This window comes from Rhodococcoides kroppenstedtii, assembly GCF_900111805.1.
GTDB classification, from domain to species: domain Bacteria; phylum Actinomycetota; class Actinomycetes; order Mycobacteriales; family Mycobacteriaceae; genus Rhodococcoides; species Rhodococcoides kroppenstedtii.
On sequence record NZ_FOJN01000002.1, the window covers coordinates 299,941 to 316,599 of the forward strand.

Below are 16,659 nucleotides of genomic sequence, written 5' to 3' on the forward strand. Positions count from 1 at the left end.
CCGGAACCGGAGGGGTCGACCGACGTGGGAACGCTCATCGCCGTCGAAGGCGTCGACGGCGCCGGCAAGTTCACGTTGTCGTCGCGGCTGGTCCGTGCCTGGGAGCGGGCGGGAATCGACGCGGTCCGCGTCGGTTTCCCCCGCTACGGGGAGTCGATCCACGCGGACCTCGCCGCGGAAGCACTCGCCGGCGAGCACGGCGATCTCGCCGACGGGGTGAACGCGATGGCGGTGCTGTTCGCGCTCGACCGTGCCGGCGCGGCGGCCGACCTGCGTCGGATGCTGCACCGGCACGACGTCGTCCTGCTCGACCGGTACGTCGCCTCCAATGCGGCGTACTCGGCTGCCCGTCGTCACGAGGACGCCGCGGGTCCGACGGTCGAGTGGGTCCGCTCGCTCGAGTTCGATCGGCTCGTCCTCCCGGTTCCGGACGTCCAGCTCTACCTGCAGGTGCCGGTGTCGGTGGCCGAGGAGCGGGCGCGCGGGCGCGAGCAGGCGGACGAGTCCCGGGCCCGCGACGTCTACGAGCGGGACGGTGGTCTGCAGGAGCGCACCGCCGCGGTCTACGCGGGGCTCGCCGCACGGTCGTGGGTGTCGCCGTGGGTGGTCGTCGACAGCGGCGCGGCGGACGAGATCGAGGCGGACAGCGACCGACTCGCCGCGCAACTGGTGGATCGGACCGCAGAGTCGGACGGGATGACACGATAGGCGCATGAAGCCACGCATTCTGGTCGTCGACGACGACACGGCCCTGGCCGAGATGCTCACCATCGTGCTGCGCGGTGAGGGTTTCGAGCCGTTCGTGGTCGGCGACGGCACGCAAGCGCTGTCGGCCGTCCGCGAGAACCGTCCGGACCTGGTGCTGCTGGACCTGATGCTGCCGGGGATGAACGGCATCGACGTCTGCCGTGTACTGCGCGCCGATTCCGGCGTGCCCATCGTGATGCTCACCGCCAAGACGGACACGGTCGACGTGGTGCTCGGGCTCGAGTCGGGCGCGGACGACTACATCATGAAGCCGTTCAAGCCGAAGGAGCTGGTGGCCCGCGTCCGTGCTCGCCTGCGCCGGACGGAGGAGGAACCGGCGGAGCTGCTCTCGATCGGCGACGTCGTCATCGACGTTCCCGCCCACAAGGTCACGCGCGACGGCGAGCTGATCTCGCTGACCCCGCTCGAATTCGACCTGCTGGTCGCGTTGGCGCGGAAGCCGCGTCAGGTGTTCACTCGTGAGGTGCTGCTCGAGCAGGTCTGGGGCTACCGCCACGCCGCGGACACACGATTGGTGAACGTGCACGTGCAGCGTCTGCGCGCCAAGGTCGAGACCGATCCGGAGAACCCGGAGGTGGTGCTGACCGTGCGCGGTGTGGGGTACAAGGCCGGACCGCCGTGATCGACGCGGTCCCTGGACGAGGAGGTCGGTGATCTTCACGTCCCGTTCGCGACGGCGCATCAACGGCACGTTCTCGCCGGTGATGCGCTGGGCGCGCTCCGTGGGGGCCGCCGCCGGCCACGCATGGCGTCGGTCCCTGCAGCTGCGGGTGGTGGTGTCGACGTTGACGCTGTCGTTCGTGGTTATCTCCGTGCTGGGAGTGGTGCTCACCGGGCAGATCACCGATCGGTTGCTCGACACCAAGATCGACGCGGCCACCAAGGAGCTCGACCGGGCGCGGGCCTCGGTGGAGAGTCAGCTCGCAGGGGACGACACGACGTCCGTCGCCAATCGGCTCGAGCTCGCGCGGAGCAGCTTGACCAGCCGTGACGGCGACACCGCGTCGGAGGGCGGGTCCGCGGGGACCTTCGACCCGGTCCTGCTGGTGCGGGGCGACGGCGCCCGGCGGGAACTGTCGACCGGCCCGGCCGATCAGATCCCCGACGCCCTTCGTGCGTTCGTGCAGGCCGACCAGATCAGCTATCAGTTCGCGCCGGTGTCCGAGCCGGGCGGGTATTCCGGACCGGCGTTGATCGTCGGCAGTCCCACGGCCTCGGATCTGCCCGACCTCGAGCTCTACCTCGTCTTCCCGTTGGCGGGGGAGGACCGCTCGCTCGCCCTGGTGCGCGGCACGCTCTTGATCGGCGGTGCGGTGCTGATGGTGCTGCTGGCCGCGGTGTCGTTGTTGGTCGCCCGCCAGGTGGTCCTGCCGATCCGGTCCGCGTCGCGCATCGCGGTCCGCTTCGCCGACGGCCGCCTCAAGGAGCGGATGCCCGTGCGCGGCGAGGACGACATCGCGCGCCTGGCCATGTCCTTCAACGAAATGGCCGAGAGTCTGTCGAAGCAGATCACGCAGCTCGAGGAATTCGGCAACCTGCAACGCCAGTTCACCTCCGACGTCTCTCACGAGCTGCGCACGCCGCTCACGACGGTCCGGATGGCCGCCGAGCTGATCCACGACGGGTCGGACGACCTCGATCCGCTCCTCAGGCGGTCGTCGGAACTGCTGGTGGCGGAGCTGGACCGTTTCGAGACGTTGCTGTCCGATCTGCTCGAGATCTCCCGGCACGACGCCGGTGTGGCCGAGCTGGCGTCCGAGCAACTCGACCTGCGCATGTGCGCGCGGGCGGCGATCTCCACCGTGCGCCACCTCGCGCGCGAGACGGGGACGGAGTTGATCGTCGACATGCCGGACGATCCGGTGAACGCCGCCGTCGATCCGCGGCGCGTCGAGCGCATCCTGCGCAACCTGCTCGCGAACGCCCTGGACCACGGGGAGGGCAAGCCCGTCCTGCTGCGGCTGCGTGCGGACGACGACGCCGCGGCGTTCGTGGTGCGCGACCAGGGCGTGGGTCTGCGCCCCGGTGAGGAGAAGTTGGTCTTCAACCGGTTCTGGCGCTCGGACCCCTCCCGCGTCCGTCGTTCCGGCGGAACGGGTCTGGGCCTGGCGATCTCGCTGGAGGACGCGCGGCTGCACGACGGCAAGCTCGAGGCCTGGGGCGAGCCGGGACAGGGTGCCTGCTTCCGGTTGACGCTGCCGCGGGTGCGCGGACGCAAAGTGGTGTCCAGCCCGTTGCCGCTGCGGCCGAGCGGGCAGCGGTATCCCTCCGGACAGCCTCTGCCCGCGGCCCGGCCGGAAGGCGTCGGGGCGTCGTCGGGGGAGCGCCGATGACCGCCGGAACCCGGTGGCGCACCCTCCTCGTTCTGCTGGCGGTCGTGGCGACGGTGGTCTCCGGCTGCGCCTCGCTGCCCACCTCGTCCGCACCCCAGGCGATCGGCACGGTCGCGCGTGGCCCCGTCGCCGAGGAGCTGCCCGAGCCCGCACCGGGCCGCGAACCCAGTCTGCTGGTCCGCGATTTCGTCAAGGCGAGCACCGACCCGACGGACCGCCACGCGGGGGCGCGGCAATTCCTCACCCCCGAGGCCGCGGACCGGTGGAACGACGGTGCCATCGCGATCGTCGTGGACAAGATCGACGTGCTCGAGGAGTCACGAACGGACGACTCCATCGAGTACACCATCCGCGCCAACCGGGTCGGTCAGCTCGACACCGGCGGGCAGTACCGGGCCGAACAGGGATCCTTCGAGACCCGACTCACGCTCGTCCTCCGCGACGGGCAGTGGCGGATCGACGAGCTGCCCTCGGGCGTCGTCATGGACCGGACGCAGTTCCTCGGCGCGTATCAGCGCAGGTCGTTGTACTTCGTCGATCCCACCGGAACCACTCTCGTCCCGGACCAGCGGTGGATCGCGACGTCGCAGGATCGGATGGCGGACACGCTGATCACGCTGCTGCAGGCCGGTCCGCGATTGTCGCTCGAGCCGGCGGTGCGCAACGTCGTCAACGGCCTGACCACCGCGCAGGCCATCACCAAGGCCGACGGGCGGCCCACCGGTGTCGGCGTGGGGCCGGGCGGAGTTCGCGTCGACCTGCGCGGGGCGAGCCCTCTCGACAGCGCGACGCGCACCCTCCTGGCGGCCCAGATCGTCTGGACGCTGGCCCGGGCCGAGGTGTCGGGGCCGTACGTGCTGCTCGCCGACGGCGCCCCCCTCGATCCCGAGTTTCCCGACGGCTGGACCACCGCCGACCTCGCCGAGTTCGACCCGTCGGCGGTGGCCGGGGCCGACGTCGGGCTGCACGCGCTACGCAACGGCAGTCTCGTCCGTGTCGGGGCGAACGCCGTCACCCCGGTTCCCGGCTTCTTCGGCACGGTCGACACGATGCGGTCGATCGCCCTGTCGACGGACGGCACCTTGGTCGCCGCCGTCTCCGACACCGGCCGGGCCGCGCCGCAACCGCCGGACGCGTTGCTCATCGGGTCCTACGGCGGGTCCGCGTTCCCGGTGGCGGAGGGCGGCACCATCACCCGGCCCACCTGGGGCCCGGACCGCGACGCAGTGTGGGCGGTGATCGACGGATCCGCGGTGCGGCGCGCGGTCCGCGACCCGGCCACCGGCCAGGTGTCGCTGACCGACGTCGAGTCGTCCGAGATCGCCGAGCTCGGCGGTCAGATCACCGAACTCCGGCTCTCCCGCGACGGGGTGCGCGCCGCGTTGATCGTCGACGGCGCGGTGTACGTCGCGGTGGTGGTGCGCCGCGCCGACGGCTCCTACTCCCTGCGCGAGCCCGAGGCGGTGGCAGCGGGTCTGGCCAGCGCCGCGCTGTCCCTGGATTGGAGCACCGGCGACACGGTCGTGGTGGCACGCGCCGCCACGGACATCCCGATCGTCCAGGTGGCCGTGGACGGGTCGCGTCTCGACGGTCTGCCGAGCCGCAATCTCACCGCCCCCGTGGTGTCCGTGGACGCGACACCGAGCACCACCTACGTCGCCGACTCCCGCGCCGTCTTCGAAATCGACGACAGCGACCCGGCGTCCGACCGGTACTGGCGCGAGGTGCCCGGGCTGACCGGCGCGAAGGCGGTCCCGGTCCTCCCCGGCTGAAGACCGTCTCGGGGCCTCGGCCGCTCGCATCCTGTCGGGGGAATCCGGCACACTGCCGCGCATGTGGGCACGGTGGTCGGCGACGGTACGGGCGGGGATCGATCTGGTGGTGCCGCGCGAATGCGGCGGATGCGGGGCGGCGAGCGTCGCGTGGTGCGCACGGTGCGCCGAGGCTCTGGCGCAACCGCCGCGCGCGGTGCGCCCGGCGGTGACGGTCGGAGTCCCGTGCTTCGCCCTCGGCTCCTACGCCGGACCGCATCGAGCAGCGGTGGTCGCGGCGAAGGAGCGGGGTCGGCGTGATCTCGCCGTCCCTCTCGGGAGGGCCCTGGCCGACGCGATCGCGCAGCTGCGCGACGCCGGCGATCTCGATCCTGCCGAGCTCAACCCGTTGGTGCTGGTGCCCGCGCCGTCGCGTCGACGGGCCGCGCGACGTCGTGGGGGCGATCCGGTGGTCCGGTTGTGCACGGCCGCGTCCGCCGCGTCGGCACCCGAGGTGGTCTCCGTGGCGCGAGTGCTCGAGGTCGACGGCGGCGTGCGCGACTCGGTGGGTCTGTCCGCCGCGCAGCGCGCCGAGAACCTCGCGGGCCGCATCGGCGTGCGGGCGCGGGCGCCGCGCGGGCCGGTGGTGCTCGTCGACGACGTGCTGACCACCGGAACCACCGCCGCGGAGTCCGTCGCGGCTCTGCGGCGCGCGGGCGTCGGTGTGGACGCGGTGGTGGTGATCGGGGCGGTGCGCTGAGCGGCCCGGCGGCGGCCTGCTGAACACCGCGTGTGAATATCCGGCTAACGGTGGCAGACGTGCACGTGAGCGACTACGGTCGGGGCCACGCTCGATCACGTTCGACACCAGGGCAGGAGGTGATGCCTCTTCACCTGGCGCCGGGCATTCAGCGCTCCGGTGCCTCGCATGTCCCTGTGCGACAACACTGTCCGCGCAGCATCGATCGGGAGGTACGTATGACGACGTCGCCGACTACGGCAGTTCACACGACGGCAGCACAGACCAACACCCATCGGGTGCACGCTCATCCCCGCGAGACCCACGGTCCCGGGCCCGAGATCACCCGCACCACCCCGCCCGAGTCACCCGGCGCGTCCGACGCGCCCGTCGACTGGTTCGACGACGCCCCGGCCCCTGTTCCCGGTTCGTCGCCCACCGAGGCGACCGCCGACGTCGTGGTCAAGGGACGCAACGTCGAGATTCCCGATCATTTCCGAATTCACGTGTCGCAGAAGCTCTCCCGTGTCGAGCGCTTCGATCCGACCATCCACCTGTTCGACGTCGAGTTGATGCACGAGCGCAACCGGCGCCAGTCCAAGAGTTGCCAGCGCGTCGAGATCACCGCCCGCGGCAAGGGCCCCGTGGTGCGAGCCGAGGCGTGCGCGGACAGCTTCTACGGCGCCCTCGAGTCGGCGATCTCCAAGCTGGAGAACCGACTGCGTCGCACCAAGGACCGTCGCAAGGTGCACTACGGCGAGAAGCGTCCGGTCTCCGTCGCGGAGGCCACCGCTGCGCTGCAGAACACCGTCGACGCCGCGCCCGCCGAGGCGTTCGACGCTCTCGAGACCGAGCCCGTGGACGGTCCCGGCCGGATCGTGCGGACGAAGGAGCACCCGGCGGTGCCCATGACCGTCGACGACGCCCTGTACGAGATGGAACTCGTCGGCCACGACTTCTTCCTCTTCCACGACAAGGAGTCGGACCGCCCGTCGGTGGTCTACCGCCGGCACGCGTTCGACTACGGACTGCTCCGGCTGTCCTGACCCGCCGAGTCCGCCGGGTGCCCCCGTCTCGTGCGGGGGTGCCCGGCGGTGTCGTGTCGGCCTCACAGCGACCTGTCAGGCGCGACGCCTACGATGAATGCGCCGAGGGTGCCGCGCGCCCCCGGTGGAGCCGACGCCCGGCGTCGACTCCGCCCGCCCCTGTTCCCGAACCCGAGGACGAGAAAAGACCGTGCCGTCGTTGTCGTTGTCCAAGTTGCTCCGTGTCGGTGAAGGTCGCATGGTCAAGCGGCTGAAGCACATCGCCGACCACGTCTCCTCCCTCTCTCCGGACGTCGAGGGGCTCACCGACGCGGAGTTGCGTGGGAAGACGGACGAGTTCCGCACCCGCATCGAGGGTGGTGAGACGCTGGACGACCTGCTGCCCGAGGCGTTCGCCGTGGCTCGCGAGGCCTCCAAGCGAGTCCTGTCCCAACGCCACTTCGACGTGCAGGTCATGGGCGGCGCGGCGCTGCACTTCGGCAACATCGCCGAGATGAAGACGGGTGAGGGCAAGACCCTCACCTGTGTGCTGCCGGCCTACCTGAACGCGCTGTCGGGTGACGGGGTCCACGTGGTCACGGTCAACGACTACCTGGCCAAGCGCGACTCCGAGTGGATGGGCCGTGTGCACCGTTTTCTCGGGCTGTCGGTCGACGTGATCCTGTCCGGCATGACCCCGGCCGAGCGCCGGGCGGCGTACGCCGCCGACATCACGTACGGCACCAACAACGAGTTCGGCTTCGACTACCTCCGCGACAACATGACGCACTCGCTGGACGATCTGGTGCAGCGTGGTCACAACTTCGCGATCGTGGACGAGGTCGACTCCATCCTCATCGACGAGGCGCGGACCCCGCTCATCATCTCGGGCCCGGCGGACGCGTCCAGCAAGTGGTACGCGGAGTTCGCCCGCATCGCCCCGCTGATGAAGAAGGACCTGCACTACGAGGTCGACATCAAGAAGCGCACGGTCGGTGTGCACGAGGCGGGCGTCGAGTTCGTCGAGGACCAGCTCGGCATCGACAACCTCTACGAGGCGGCCAACTCGCCGCTGGTGAGCTACCTCAACAACGCCGTCAAGGCCAAGGAGCTCTACCAGCGCGACAAGGACTACATCGTCCGCGACGGCGACGTCATCATCGTCGACGAGTTCACCGGTCGTATCCTCGTGGGTCGCCGGTACAACGAGGGCATGCACCAGGCGATCGAGGCCAAGGAGAAGGTCGAGATCAAGGCCGAGAACCAGACCCTCGCCACGATCACCCTGCAGAACTACTTCCGCCTCTACGACAAGCTCTCCGGCATGACCGGTACGGCCGAGACCGAGGCCGCCGAGTTGCACCAGATCTACTCGCTCGGCGTCATCCCGATCCCCACCAACCGGCCGATGGTCCGAGTGGACAACGGCGACCTCATCTACAAGAGCGAGGAAGCCAAGTTCGCGGCGGTCGTGGACGACGTCGTCGAGCGCCACGAGAAGGGACAGCCGGTCCTGATCGGTACCACCAGCGTGGAGCGGTCGGAGTACCTGTCCAAGCAGTTCACCAAGCGCGGTGTGCCGCACAACGTGCTGAACGCGAAGTTCCACGAGCAGGAGGCGACCATCATCGCCGAGGCCGGGCGGTCCGGTGCGGTCACCGTGGCCACCAACATGGCCGGTCGCGGTACCGACGTCGTGCTCGGCGGCAACCCCGACATCCTCGCCGACCTGGCGCTGCGGAGCCGCGGGCTGGACCCGGTGGAGTCCGCCGAGGACTACGAGCAGGCGTGGGAGCCCACCCTCGAGGAGGTCAAGAGCCAGGTCAAGGCCGAGGCGGAGAAGGTGCGCGAGGCGGGCGGGCTGTACGTGCTGGGCACCGAACGCCACGATTCGCGGCGCATCGACAACCAGCTGCGCGGACGGTCCGGGCGCCAGGGCGATCCGGGCGAGAGCCGCTTCTACCTGTCGCTCGGTGACGAGTTGATGCGCCGCTTCAACGGGGCCGCGCTCGAGTCGATCATGACCCGCCTCAACCTGCCGGACGACGTGCCCATCGAGGCCAAGATGGTCTCGAAGGCGATCAAGAGCGCGCAGACCCAGGTCGAGCAGCAGAACTTCGAGATCCGCAAGAACGTGCTCAAGTACGACGAGGTGATGAACCAGCAGCGCACCGTCATCTACGAGGAGCGTCGTCGGATCCTGCGCGGCGAGGACATGGAGGGCCAGGTCGAGCAGATGATCACCGACGTGGTCACCGCCTACGTCGACGGCGCCACGGCCGAGGGCTACGTCGAGGACTGGGACCTCGACCAGCTCTGGACGGCGCTGAAGACGCTCTACCCGGTCGGCGTCGACCAGAAGGAGCTCACGCAGGAGAACGAGTTCGGCGAGAAGGGCGACCTTTCTCGCGACGAGCTCCGCGAGGCCCTGCTCGACGACGCCCGGTCCGCCTACGCCCGGCGTGAGGCGGAGATCGACGCGATCGCCGGCGAGGGTGGGATGCGCGAGCTCGAGCGTCGGGTCCTACTGTCGGTGCTGGACCGCAAGTGGCGCGAGCACCTCTACGAGATGGACTACCTCAAGGAGGGCATCGGCCTGCGGGCCATGGCGCAGCGCGACCCGCTGGTCGAGTACCAGCGCGAGGGCTACGACATGTTCACCGGCATGCTCGACGGCCTCAAGGAGGAGTCGGTCGGCTTCCTGTTCAACCTGCAGGTCGAGGCCTCGGCACCGAGCCCGGCCGCGTCGGCGGGGCTGCAGGTGGGCGCGGGACTGCAGAATCCGGTCGCGGCGCGCGCCGCGGCATCGGCCGCCGCGACGGGGACCACTCCCACCCCGGCTCCGCCGGCAGCCCCGACGCCCGCCGCCGGACCCGGTGCACCCGCGGGTCGCGATGTGTCGCCGACCCGGGAGCCGGCCACCGTCGCGGCCGAGAAGACGGCGCCCCCGGCGCTGCGGGCGAAGGGGCTCGACGAGCGCGATCCGTCCCGTCTGACGTACTCGGGACCTGACGAGTCCGGCGGCACCAGCGTGCGCCGGGCGTCGACCGACGGTGGGGCGGCGGAGAAGTCGACGACCACCCGGCGGGAGCGCCGCGAGGCCGCCCGCAACACCGTCAAGCCCGTCAAGCGCGGCGCGAAGTCGAAGCGCCGCAAGTAGATCGGCCGATCAGGACAATCGTAGGCTCGTGACGATCCACGGCGAGCCTGGGGGAGTCCGGTGCGACAGCTGCGCCGCCACCGCGAATCGTCGTTCCCCGCGCGAGTACGAGCCGAACACCTCCAGGTGTCCGCGCGCTCCGCGACGGACGTGGACCGTGCGCAGCACCGCGACCCCCGCGGCTCGGCCGGGTACCTCGGCCGTCGACAGCGACGCGATCATGCCGAGCACGGCGGGGGAGACTCCGGCGCGCAGGGAGGCGGGTGCCCGCCTCCGATCGATCACTTCGAACGCGCCGCGGAGCAGACGGTCGGCGATCACCCGCGCCGCGGTGAGCTCGGGATCCGGATCGGACCGTGGGGCTGCGTGATCGGGTGCCGATCCCCTGCGGGACGCGGCGCGGTCGGGTGACCGTCCGGAATGAGGGCCGGGCCGACGCCCGGACACCCGAAGCGGCGAGATGCGGGGCCCTGCGGCCGTGGACACGCACGGGCACGGCGAGGCGCTGCCGCCGTCGTCGAGCGCCGGTTCGGAGGCGGGCGGGTGGTCCAGGCGGACGTCGGGAGCGGTCACGCGGCCGAGTGTGGTCGCGCCGCCCGCCGTCGTGAACGGTGGTGCGCGAATGTCCGCTCGACTCACAGTCGGCGGGGTTCGACTCGGGGTAACACCCGACCCGGGCACGGAACCGCCGGCGTGCCTCCGCCCGAACCGAACGGTCCACGTCGTGCGAGACTGTGGGCCACGACAGCGACGAGCTGCGGGACCGGCAGGCCGGACCCGGTGGGTCCGACGATCGAAGGGGATGCGCGGTGGCCACCAGACTCACCACTCAGGATGCGTCGTTCTACTTCCTGGAGGCCGGGACCACCCCCATGCACGTGGGTTCGTTGGCGGTGTTCCGCACTCCGCGTGGCGGTTTCACGTACGACGAGTTGCTGACGCTCGTCGAGAGCCGATTGGCGCTGGTGCCGCGGTACCGACAGAAGGTGCGCGAGGTCGCGTTCGGGCTGGCCCGCCCGGTGTGGGTCGACGACCGTGACTTCGACATCACTTATCATATCCGGCGGTCCGCGCTGCCCAAGCCGGGATCGACGGAGCAGCTGCACGATCTGGTGGCGCGATTGACCTCGCGACCCCTCGACCGGACCCGCCCGCTGTGGGAGATGTATCTGGTGGAAGGGTTGGCGCGCAACAGGTTCGCGATCTTCACCAAGTCCCATTCCGCCCTGGTCGACGGTGATCAGGCCCTCGAGATCAGCCAGGTGATCCTCGACGACACGAAGTCGCCCCCGCCGATGGCCGAGGAACTGTGGATGCCGGCGCGGGAGCCGTCCGATCGGGCGCTGGTGGCGTCGGCGCTGGCGGAGATGGTGTCGCGGCCCGGCGAGGCCGTCGAGGCGGTGCGGGGCGCGGTCGGTGACCTCGCCGAGGCCGCACACGGCGCGGCGCGCGCGGTCGGCAAGGTCGCGGCCGTGGTGCGCACGGCGGCGCAGACGGCCCCGACCAGCCCACTGAACACCACGATCTCCCGCAACCGCCGATTCTCCGTCGCCCGGACGGACCTCGACGACTACCGGGCGGTTCGTCGGCGCTTCGGCGGCACGGTGAACGACGTCGTGCTCACCGTGGTGGCGGGTGCCCTGCGCAACTGGCTGTTGTCCCGCGGAGAACCGCTCGGGCCGTACACGACGGTGCGCGCTCTGGTGCCGCTGTCGGTGCACGCGCCCGTCGCCGCGGGGGCCGACACGATCGGGCATCCGGCCGGCGAGGTCGAATCGTTCCTCGTCGATCTGCCGGTGGGCGAGCCGAACGCGGTGGTGCGCCTGTCCCACATCTCCCACGCCACCGAGGCGCACGCGCGCCAGGGGCGCGGGGTGACGGCGTCGACCCTGATGAAGCTCTCCGGGTTCGCGCCGGCCACGCTGCACGCGATGGGTGCTCGCGTCGGGTCGAGCCTGTCGCAGCGTATGTTCAACATCGTCGTGACCAACGCCCCCGGGCCGCAGTTCCCGCTCTACGCGGGCGGGGCACGGATGATCGAGATGTATCCGGTGCCTCCGCTGGTGCGCAACCAGGCGATGACGATCGGCCTCACCTCGTACGACGGCCACGTCTACTACGGCGTCAACGCCGACCGCGCGGCGATGCCGGACATCGACGTCGTCACCACGCTGCTGTACGAAGCGCTCGACGAGCTCGTCGACGCCGCCTCCGACGACAAGTCCGTGCGGTGACCGGCCCCGACGGGGCGCCGATTCCGACGACACCGATCCCGAAAGCGAGGCGCTCGTGAGGGTGTTCGTTCCCGCGACGACGACGATGCTGCGTGCGTTGATCGACGACGGCGAGTTCTCGCCGATCTCGCGGACGGCGTTCGCGGTCACGCCGACGTTGCGCGAGGCGTATTCGTCCGGTGACGACGACGAGTTGGCGGACGTCGCGTTGCGGGAGGCGGCTCGCGCGTCGTTACGGCTGCTCGGTGGTGAAGGCGAGGTCGACGAGACCGATGGCGGCGCCGACGCCGATGCCGACGTCGACGCCGCCGCCGCCGCCGCCGGGTCGGCCCCACGACGCGTGGTGATCGCGGCGGACGTCGATCCGGTGACGCTGCGTCCGGACCTCGACGACGCGGTGGTGCGACTGCCGCAGCCGTTGGCGCTGCGCCAGGTGGCCTCCGTCCACGTCGACCTCGCGGAGGCGGAGCCGGCCGTACGTGCCGCGGTGGAGGCGATCGACGCGGCGGACCTCGGTGACGTGGACGCGGAGTTCGTCCTCGGCGACGCCGAGGACCACGAACTCGCCTGGTATGCGCCGCAGGAGATCCCGTTCCTCCTCGACCTCATGTGACGCGGCGGTGGGCGTGTCCGGCCCGATGCCCCGGGCAGCGACGTGGTCGGGGACAATGACCGCATGGGATTCAAGGACTGGCTCGAGGCACCGGTGTCCGGGGTGGCCGCGCCGAAGCGGCCCGCGCTGAACGCGGTGCGCGGCGCGCTGACCCGCATCACGACGCCGCTGATCCCCGACGACTATCTGCACCTGGCCAACCCGCTCTGGTCCGCGCGGGAATTGCGCGGCCGCATCGTGCGCGTCGAGAAGCTGACCGACACGGCGGCGACGCTGGTCATCAAGCCGGGGTGGGGCTTCGACTTCGACTACCGGCCCGGCCAGTACATCGGTATCGGATTGCACGTCGACGGCCGGTGGCACTGGCGGTCCTACTCGCTGACCTCGGCGCCCGACTGGAAGGACAAGCAGATCTCCATCGCCGTCAAGGCGATGCCGGAGGGCTTTCTCTCGTCGCACCTGGTCGACGGTGTGAAGACGGGCACCATCGTGCGCCTGGCCGCGCCGAAGGGCGACTTCGCGCTGCCCGACCCGCCGCCGGAGAAGATCCTGTTCGTGACCGCGGGCAGCGGCATCACGCCGGTCATCGGCATGTTGCGCAGTCTCGACACGCGCGGGCAGATGCCCGACGTGGTCCACGTGCATTCGGCGCCGTCGCGGGCGGACGTGATGTTCGGCGCGGAGCTCGAGGCGCTCGACGCGAAGTACGACTCGGTGGTGTCGCACGTGCAGCTCACGCGGTCCGACGGCAAGTTCGACCTGCGGTCGCTCGACCAGCGGTTCCCGGATTGGCGGGAGCGGCAGACGTGGGCCTGCGGGCCGATCGCGATGCTGGACGAGGTGGAGGCGCACTGGGCCGACGCCGGGGTGATCGACCGGCTGCACACCGAGCGGTTCGAGATCGCCCGCACCGGCTCGGCCGAGGACGGGGGCACCGTGACCTTCGCGCGGTCCGGCCGCACGATCGAGGTGGACGGCGCGACCACCCTGCTCGAGGCCGGGGAGCGCGTGGGGGTGCAGATGCCCTTCGGCTGCCGCATGGGGATCTGCCAGACGTGCGTGGTCGCGGTGTCGGACGGTCACGTGCGGGACCTGCGGTCGGGCAAGGAGCACTCGCGCGGCGACCGCATCCAGACGTGCATCTCCGCCGCGGCGGGGGACTGCACCCTCGAACTCTGAGGCCCGTACCGGCACGCGCACGCTTGTTCCGGGTGCGCGCCCGGGCGGTCGAACCCCGTCCGATGTGACAGAGGCCGCGGAGGAGACACACCCCGCTCTCAGGAGGGTCGGCTATTGTCGGTCGTGGCTGCCCGCCGCATCGGCGCGAGGCACACCCCGGCTGCTCGACCCGTCCACCGGACGCGGCGCCCGCGCGGGAAAGCCACCACGAGACTTCAGGGAGTACCACCCCTATGGCGATCACCGACATTCTCGAGTTCGCTCATCTGACCGACGAGGACATCGAGGCCTTCGGCCGAGAACTCGACGCGATCCGCCGCGATGTCGAGGAGTCGCGTGGCCAGCGCGACGCGAACTACATCCGCCGCACCATCGCCCTGCAGCGGTCGCTCGAGGTCGGTGGTCGGCTCGCGATCCTGTGTTCGCGGTGGCGACCGGCGGCCTTGCTCGGCACGGGCCTGCTGGCGGCGAGCAAGATCATCGAGAACATGGAGCTCGGCCACAACGTCTCGCACGGTCAGTGGGACTGGATGAACGATCCCGAGATCCACTCGACGTCGTGGGAGTGGGATCAGACGGGCCCCTCCGAGCACTGGAAACGCGCCCACAACTACTCGCATCACACCTACACCAACATCGTCGGCATGGACGACGACATCGGCTTCGGCATCCTGCGCATGACGCGGGACGAGCAGTGGAAGCCGATCAACCTGCTGCAGCCGGCGGCGAATCTGGTGTTGGCGCTCACCTTCGAGTGGGGCATCGCGCTGCACGATCTCGCCGCCTCCAAGGAGGAGCGGGGCGTCGATCCGTGGCAGGTGCTGTCCGAACCCAACAAGGAGTTCGCGCGCAAGGTCGCGACGCAGGTGGGCAAGGACTTCGTGTTCTTCCCGGCCCTGGCGGGACCGGCGTGGCGCCGGGCCATCGGGGCGAACCTGACCGCGAACGTGATTCGCAACCTGTGGGCGTACGCGGTGATCTTCTGCGGTCATTTCCCCGACGGCGCCGAGAAGTTCACGATGGGCCAGTTCGAGACCGAGACGCACGAGGAGTGGTACCTGCGGCAGATGCTCGGTAGCGCGAACTTCCACGCGGGCCCGACCATGGCGTTCCTCAGCGGCAACCTCTGCTACCAGATCGAGCACCACATGTTCCCGGACCTGCCGAGCAACCGGTACCCGGAGATCGCCGAGCGGGTGCGGCAACTGTGCGACAAGTACGACCTGCCGTACACCACGGGCCATCTGCCCGCCCAGTACTGGAAGGCGCTGCGGACCATCTTCAAGCTGTCGGTGCCCAACAGCTGGCTGCGCCGGACGTCCGACGACGCACCGGAGACCAGTTCCGAGCGACGATTCCACGGTCCGGCGTCCGCCGTCGTGGACCGCGTGCGGTTCGATCCGATCACCGGACGCAAGAGGGGGCTGCGGTCGGCTCTACAGGAGGCACGGCGTGAGGCCCGTCGGGCTGTGAAGGCGCACACACCTGCGGCACCGTAACCTACGGAGGCGTAACTTCCGGTAGGGTAACCACGGTACGACCCCGCGTGCGGGGTTCCCCCACCTGCCGAGGAGTGGATGCATGGCGATCTCCGATGTCAAGGAATACGCCCACCTCACCGACGCCGACGTCGAGGCCATCGGGCACGAGCTCGATGCCATCCGTCGCGAGATCGAGGCCGCGCGGGGCGAGAAGGACGCGCGCTACGTGCGCAACACCATCCGCTTCCAGCGCACCCTCGAGGCCGTCGGCCGCACCACCATGCTGGCCAGCAACAACCGTGTGGCGTGGTGGGCGGGCAGTGCGATGCTCGGCGTGTCCAAGATCGTCGAGAACATGGAACTCGGCCACAACGTCATGCACGGCCAGTGGGACTGGATGAACGATCCCGAGATCCACTCCACCTCGTGGGAGTGGGACAACACGGGTCCGTCCGAGCATTGGAAGCAGACGCACAACTACATCCATCACAAGTACACCAACGTGCTCGGGATGGACGACGACATCGGCTACGGGCTGATCCGCGTCACGCGTGACCGCAAGTGGACGCCCTTCAACGCCGGCAACCTCGTCTACAACACGTTGCTGATGCTGCTGTTCGAGTACGGCGTCGCCGTCCAGCACCTCGAGCTCGGCAAGGTCGCCAAGGGCCGCGTGTCCAAGGAGGAGACGCGCCGCAAGCTCGCCGAGGTGGGCGAGAAGGTCGGCAAGCAGATGCTCAAGGACTACGCGCTGACCCCGGCGGTGTCGTCGCTGTCGCCGACTGCGTCGTTCCGAAAGACGTTGACGGCCAACATCATGGCGAACGTGATCCGCAACGTCTGGACCAATGCCGTGATCTTCTGCGGCCACTTCCCGGACGGGGCGGAGAAGTTCACGCGCCACGATCTGAAGGACGAGACGCAGGGACAGTGGTACCTGCGCCAGATGCTGGGCAGCGCCAACTTCGAGGCCGGACCCGCGCTCGCGTTCATGAGTGGCAACCTCTGCTACCAGATCGAGCACCACGTCTTCCCGGACCTGCCGAGCAACCGTCTCGCCGAGATCAGCGTCAAGGTGCGCGCGCTGTGCGAGAAGTACGACCTGCCCTACACCACGGGGTCGTTCCCGGCCCAGTACGCGAAGTCCTGGCGGACCATCGCCAAGCTGTCGTTGCCGGACAAGTTCCTCAAGGCCACGGCGGACGATGCCCCGGAGACCGCATCCGAGCGCCGCTTCGGCGGGAACACCACCGCGGTGGTCGATCCGGCGACGGGTCGTCGCAAGGGTCTGCTGTCGGCAATTGCGGAGTCGAAGAGCGGCCGGGGTCTGCGGGCGCGGTTCGGTCGCCGCTGACCCGGTCGACTCACTCGAAGCG

Annotated in this window: 13 protein-coding genes; 12 read left to right on the forward strand and 1 reads right to left on the reverse strand. The window is 70.0% G+C overall.

Annotated features, from left to right (window positions below; translation table 11 throughout):
• Positions 1–24: 24 nt before the first annotated feature.
• From BMZ18_RS03530 to secA, 7 genes are all read left to right on the forward strand, one after another.
• Entirely contained in the window at positions 25–708 is a 684-nt protein-coding gene (locus BMZ18_RS03530) for a dTMP kinase (RefSeq protein WP_068362446.1), read from the forward strand.
• Positions 709–712: 4 nt separating this feature from the next.
• Positions 713–1,390, forward strand: a complete 678-nt coding sequence (gene mtrA / locus BMZ18_RS03535; RefSeq protein WP_068101917.1) for an MtrAB system response regulator MtrA — start codon at positions 713–715, stop codon at positions 1,388–1,390.
• 82 nt (positions 1,391–1,472) lie between these two features.
• Positions 1,473–3,101, forward strand: a complete 1,629-nt coding sequence (mtrB, locus tag BMZ18_RS03540; RefSeq protein ID WP_082894988.1) for an MtrAB system histidine kinase MtrB — start codon at positions 1,473–1,475, stop codon at positions 3,099–3,101.
• Positions 3,098–4,873: an MtrAB system accessory lipoprotein LpqB gene (lpqB, locus tag BMZ18_RS03545; protein WP_068362440.1), complete on the forward strand. Its 1,776-nt coding sequence runs from the start codon at positions 3,098–3,100 to the stop codon at positions 4,871–4,873. The genes mtrB and lpqB overlap by 4 nt, the downstream gene beginning before the upstream one ends.
• A 61-nt stretch (positions 4,874–4,934) precedes the next feature.
• Complete coding sequence (locus tag BMZ18_RS03550; RefSeq protein WP_068362437.1) at positions 4,935–5,612, forward strand: ComF family protein; 678 nt, start codon at positions 4,935–4,937, stop codon at positions 5,610–5,612.
• Between the two features lie 218 nt (positions 5,613–5,830).
• Positions 5,831–6,637 (forward strand): ribosome hibernation-promoting factor, HPF/YfiA family, encoded by an 807-nt coding sequence (gene hpf, locus BMZ18_RS03555; RefSeq protein ID WP_082833856.1) that lies wholly within the window; start codon positions 5,831–5,833, stop codon positions 6,635–6,637.
• Between the two features lie 190 nt (positions 6,638–6,827).
• Positions 6,828–9,776: a preprotein translocase subunit SecA gene (gene secA / locus BMZ18_RS03560; protein ID WP_068362430.1), complete on the forward strand. Its 2,949-nt coding sequence runs from the start codon at positions 6,828–6,830 to the stop codon at positions 9,774–9,776.
• Between the two features lie 9 nt (positions 9,777–9,785).
• On the opposite strand, the gene BMZ18_RS03565 is transcribed toward secA, so the two are convergent.
• Complete coding sequence (locus tag BMZ18_RS03565) at positions 9,786–10,349, reverse strand: Rv3235 family protein (RefSeq protein ID WP_139203811.1); 564 nt, start codon at positions 10,347–10,349, stop codon at positions 9,786–9,788.
• A 236-nt stretch (positions 10,350–10,585) separates the two neighbouring features.
• On the opposite strand from BMZ18_RS03565, the gene BMZ18_RS03570 reads away from it, so the two are divergent.
• The 5 genes from BMZ18_RS03570 to BMZ18_RS03590 all read left to right on the forward strand — a co-directional run bounded on the left by BMZ18_RS03570 (position 10,586) and on the right by BMZ18_RS03590 (position 16,637).
• Positions 10,586–12,010, forward strand: coding sequence for a WS/DGAT/MGAT family O-acyltransferase (locus tag BMZ18_RS03570; RefSeq protein ID WP_068105825.1), 1,425 nt, complete (start codon positions 10,586–10,588; stop codon positions 12,008–12,010).
• A 55-nt stretch (positions 12,011–12,065) separates the two neighbouring features.
• Positions 12,066–12,623: a DUF6912 family protein gene (locus tag BMZ18_RS03575; RefSeq protein ID WP_068362423.1), complete on the forward strand. Its 558-nt coding sequence runs from the start codon at positions 12,066–12,068 to the stop codon at positions 12,621–12,623.
• 63 nt (positions 12,624–12,686) lie between these two features.
• Complete coding sequence (locus tag BMZ18_RS03580) at positions 12,687–13,802, forward strand: ferredoxin reductase (protein WP_068362487.1); 1,116 nt, start codon at positions 12,687–12,689, stop codon at positions 13,800–13,802.
• Between the two features lie 233 nt (positions 13,803–14,035).
• Entirely contained in the window at positions 14,036–15,301 is a 1,266-nt protein-coding gene (locus BMZ18_RS03585; RefSeq protein ID WP_068362420.1) for a fatty acid desaturase family protein, read from the forward strand.
• Positions 15,302–15,383: 82 nt separating this feature from the next.
• Positions 15,384–16,637 carry a fatty acid desaturase family protein gene (locus BMZ18_RS03590; protein WP_068362415.1) on the forward strand — a complete coding sequence of 418 codons (1,254 nt, stop codon included), beginning with the start codon at positions 15,384–15,386 and terminating at the stop codon, positions 16,635–16,637.
• Positions 16,638–16,659: the final 22 nt, after the last annotated feature.

Excerpts from the sequence above, each read along its gene's own strand:
- hpf (WP_082833856.1), top strand. The coding sequence starts at position 5,831 with ATGACGACGTCGCCGACTACGGCAGTTCACACGACGGCAGCACAGACC.
- BMZ18_RS03550 (WP_068362437.1), top strand. The coding sequence starts at position 4,935 with ATGTGGGCACGGTGGTCGGCGACGGTACGGGCGGGGATCGATCTGGTG.
- BMZ18_RS03585 (WP_068362420.1), top strand. The coding sequence starts at position 14,036 with ATGGCGATCACCGACATTCTCGAGTTCGCTCATCTGACCGACGAGGAC.
- mtrB (WP_082894988.1), top strand. The coding sequence starts at position 1,473 with ATGCGCTGGGCGCGCTCCGTGGGGGCCGCCGCCGGCCACGCATGGCGT.
- BMZ18_RS03590 (WP_068362415.1), top strand. The coding sequence starts at position 15,384 with ATGGCGATCTCCGATGTCAAGGAATACGCCCACCTCACCGACGCCGAC.
- lpqB (WP_068362440.1), top strand. The coding sequence starts at position 3,098 with ATGACCGCCGGAACCCGGTGGCGCACCCTCCTCGTTCTGCTGGCGGTC.
- BMZ18_RS03580 (WP_068362487.1), top strand. The coding sequence starts at position 12,687 with ATGGGATTCAAGGACTGGCTCGAGGCACCGGTGTCCGGGGTGGCCGCG.
- mtrA (WP_068101917.1), top strand. The coding sequence starts at position 713 with ATGAAGCCACGCATTCTGGTCGTCGACGACGACACGGCCCTGGCCGAG.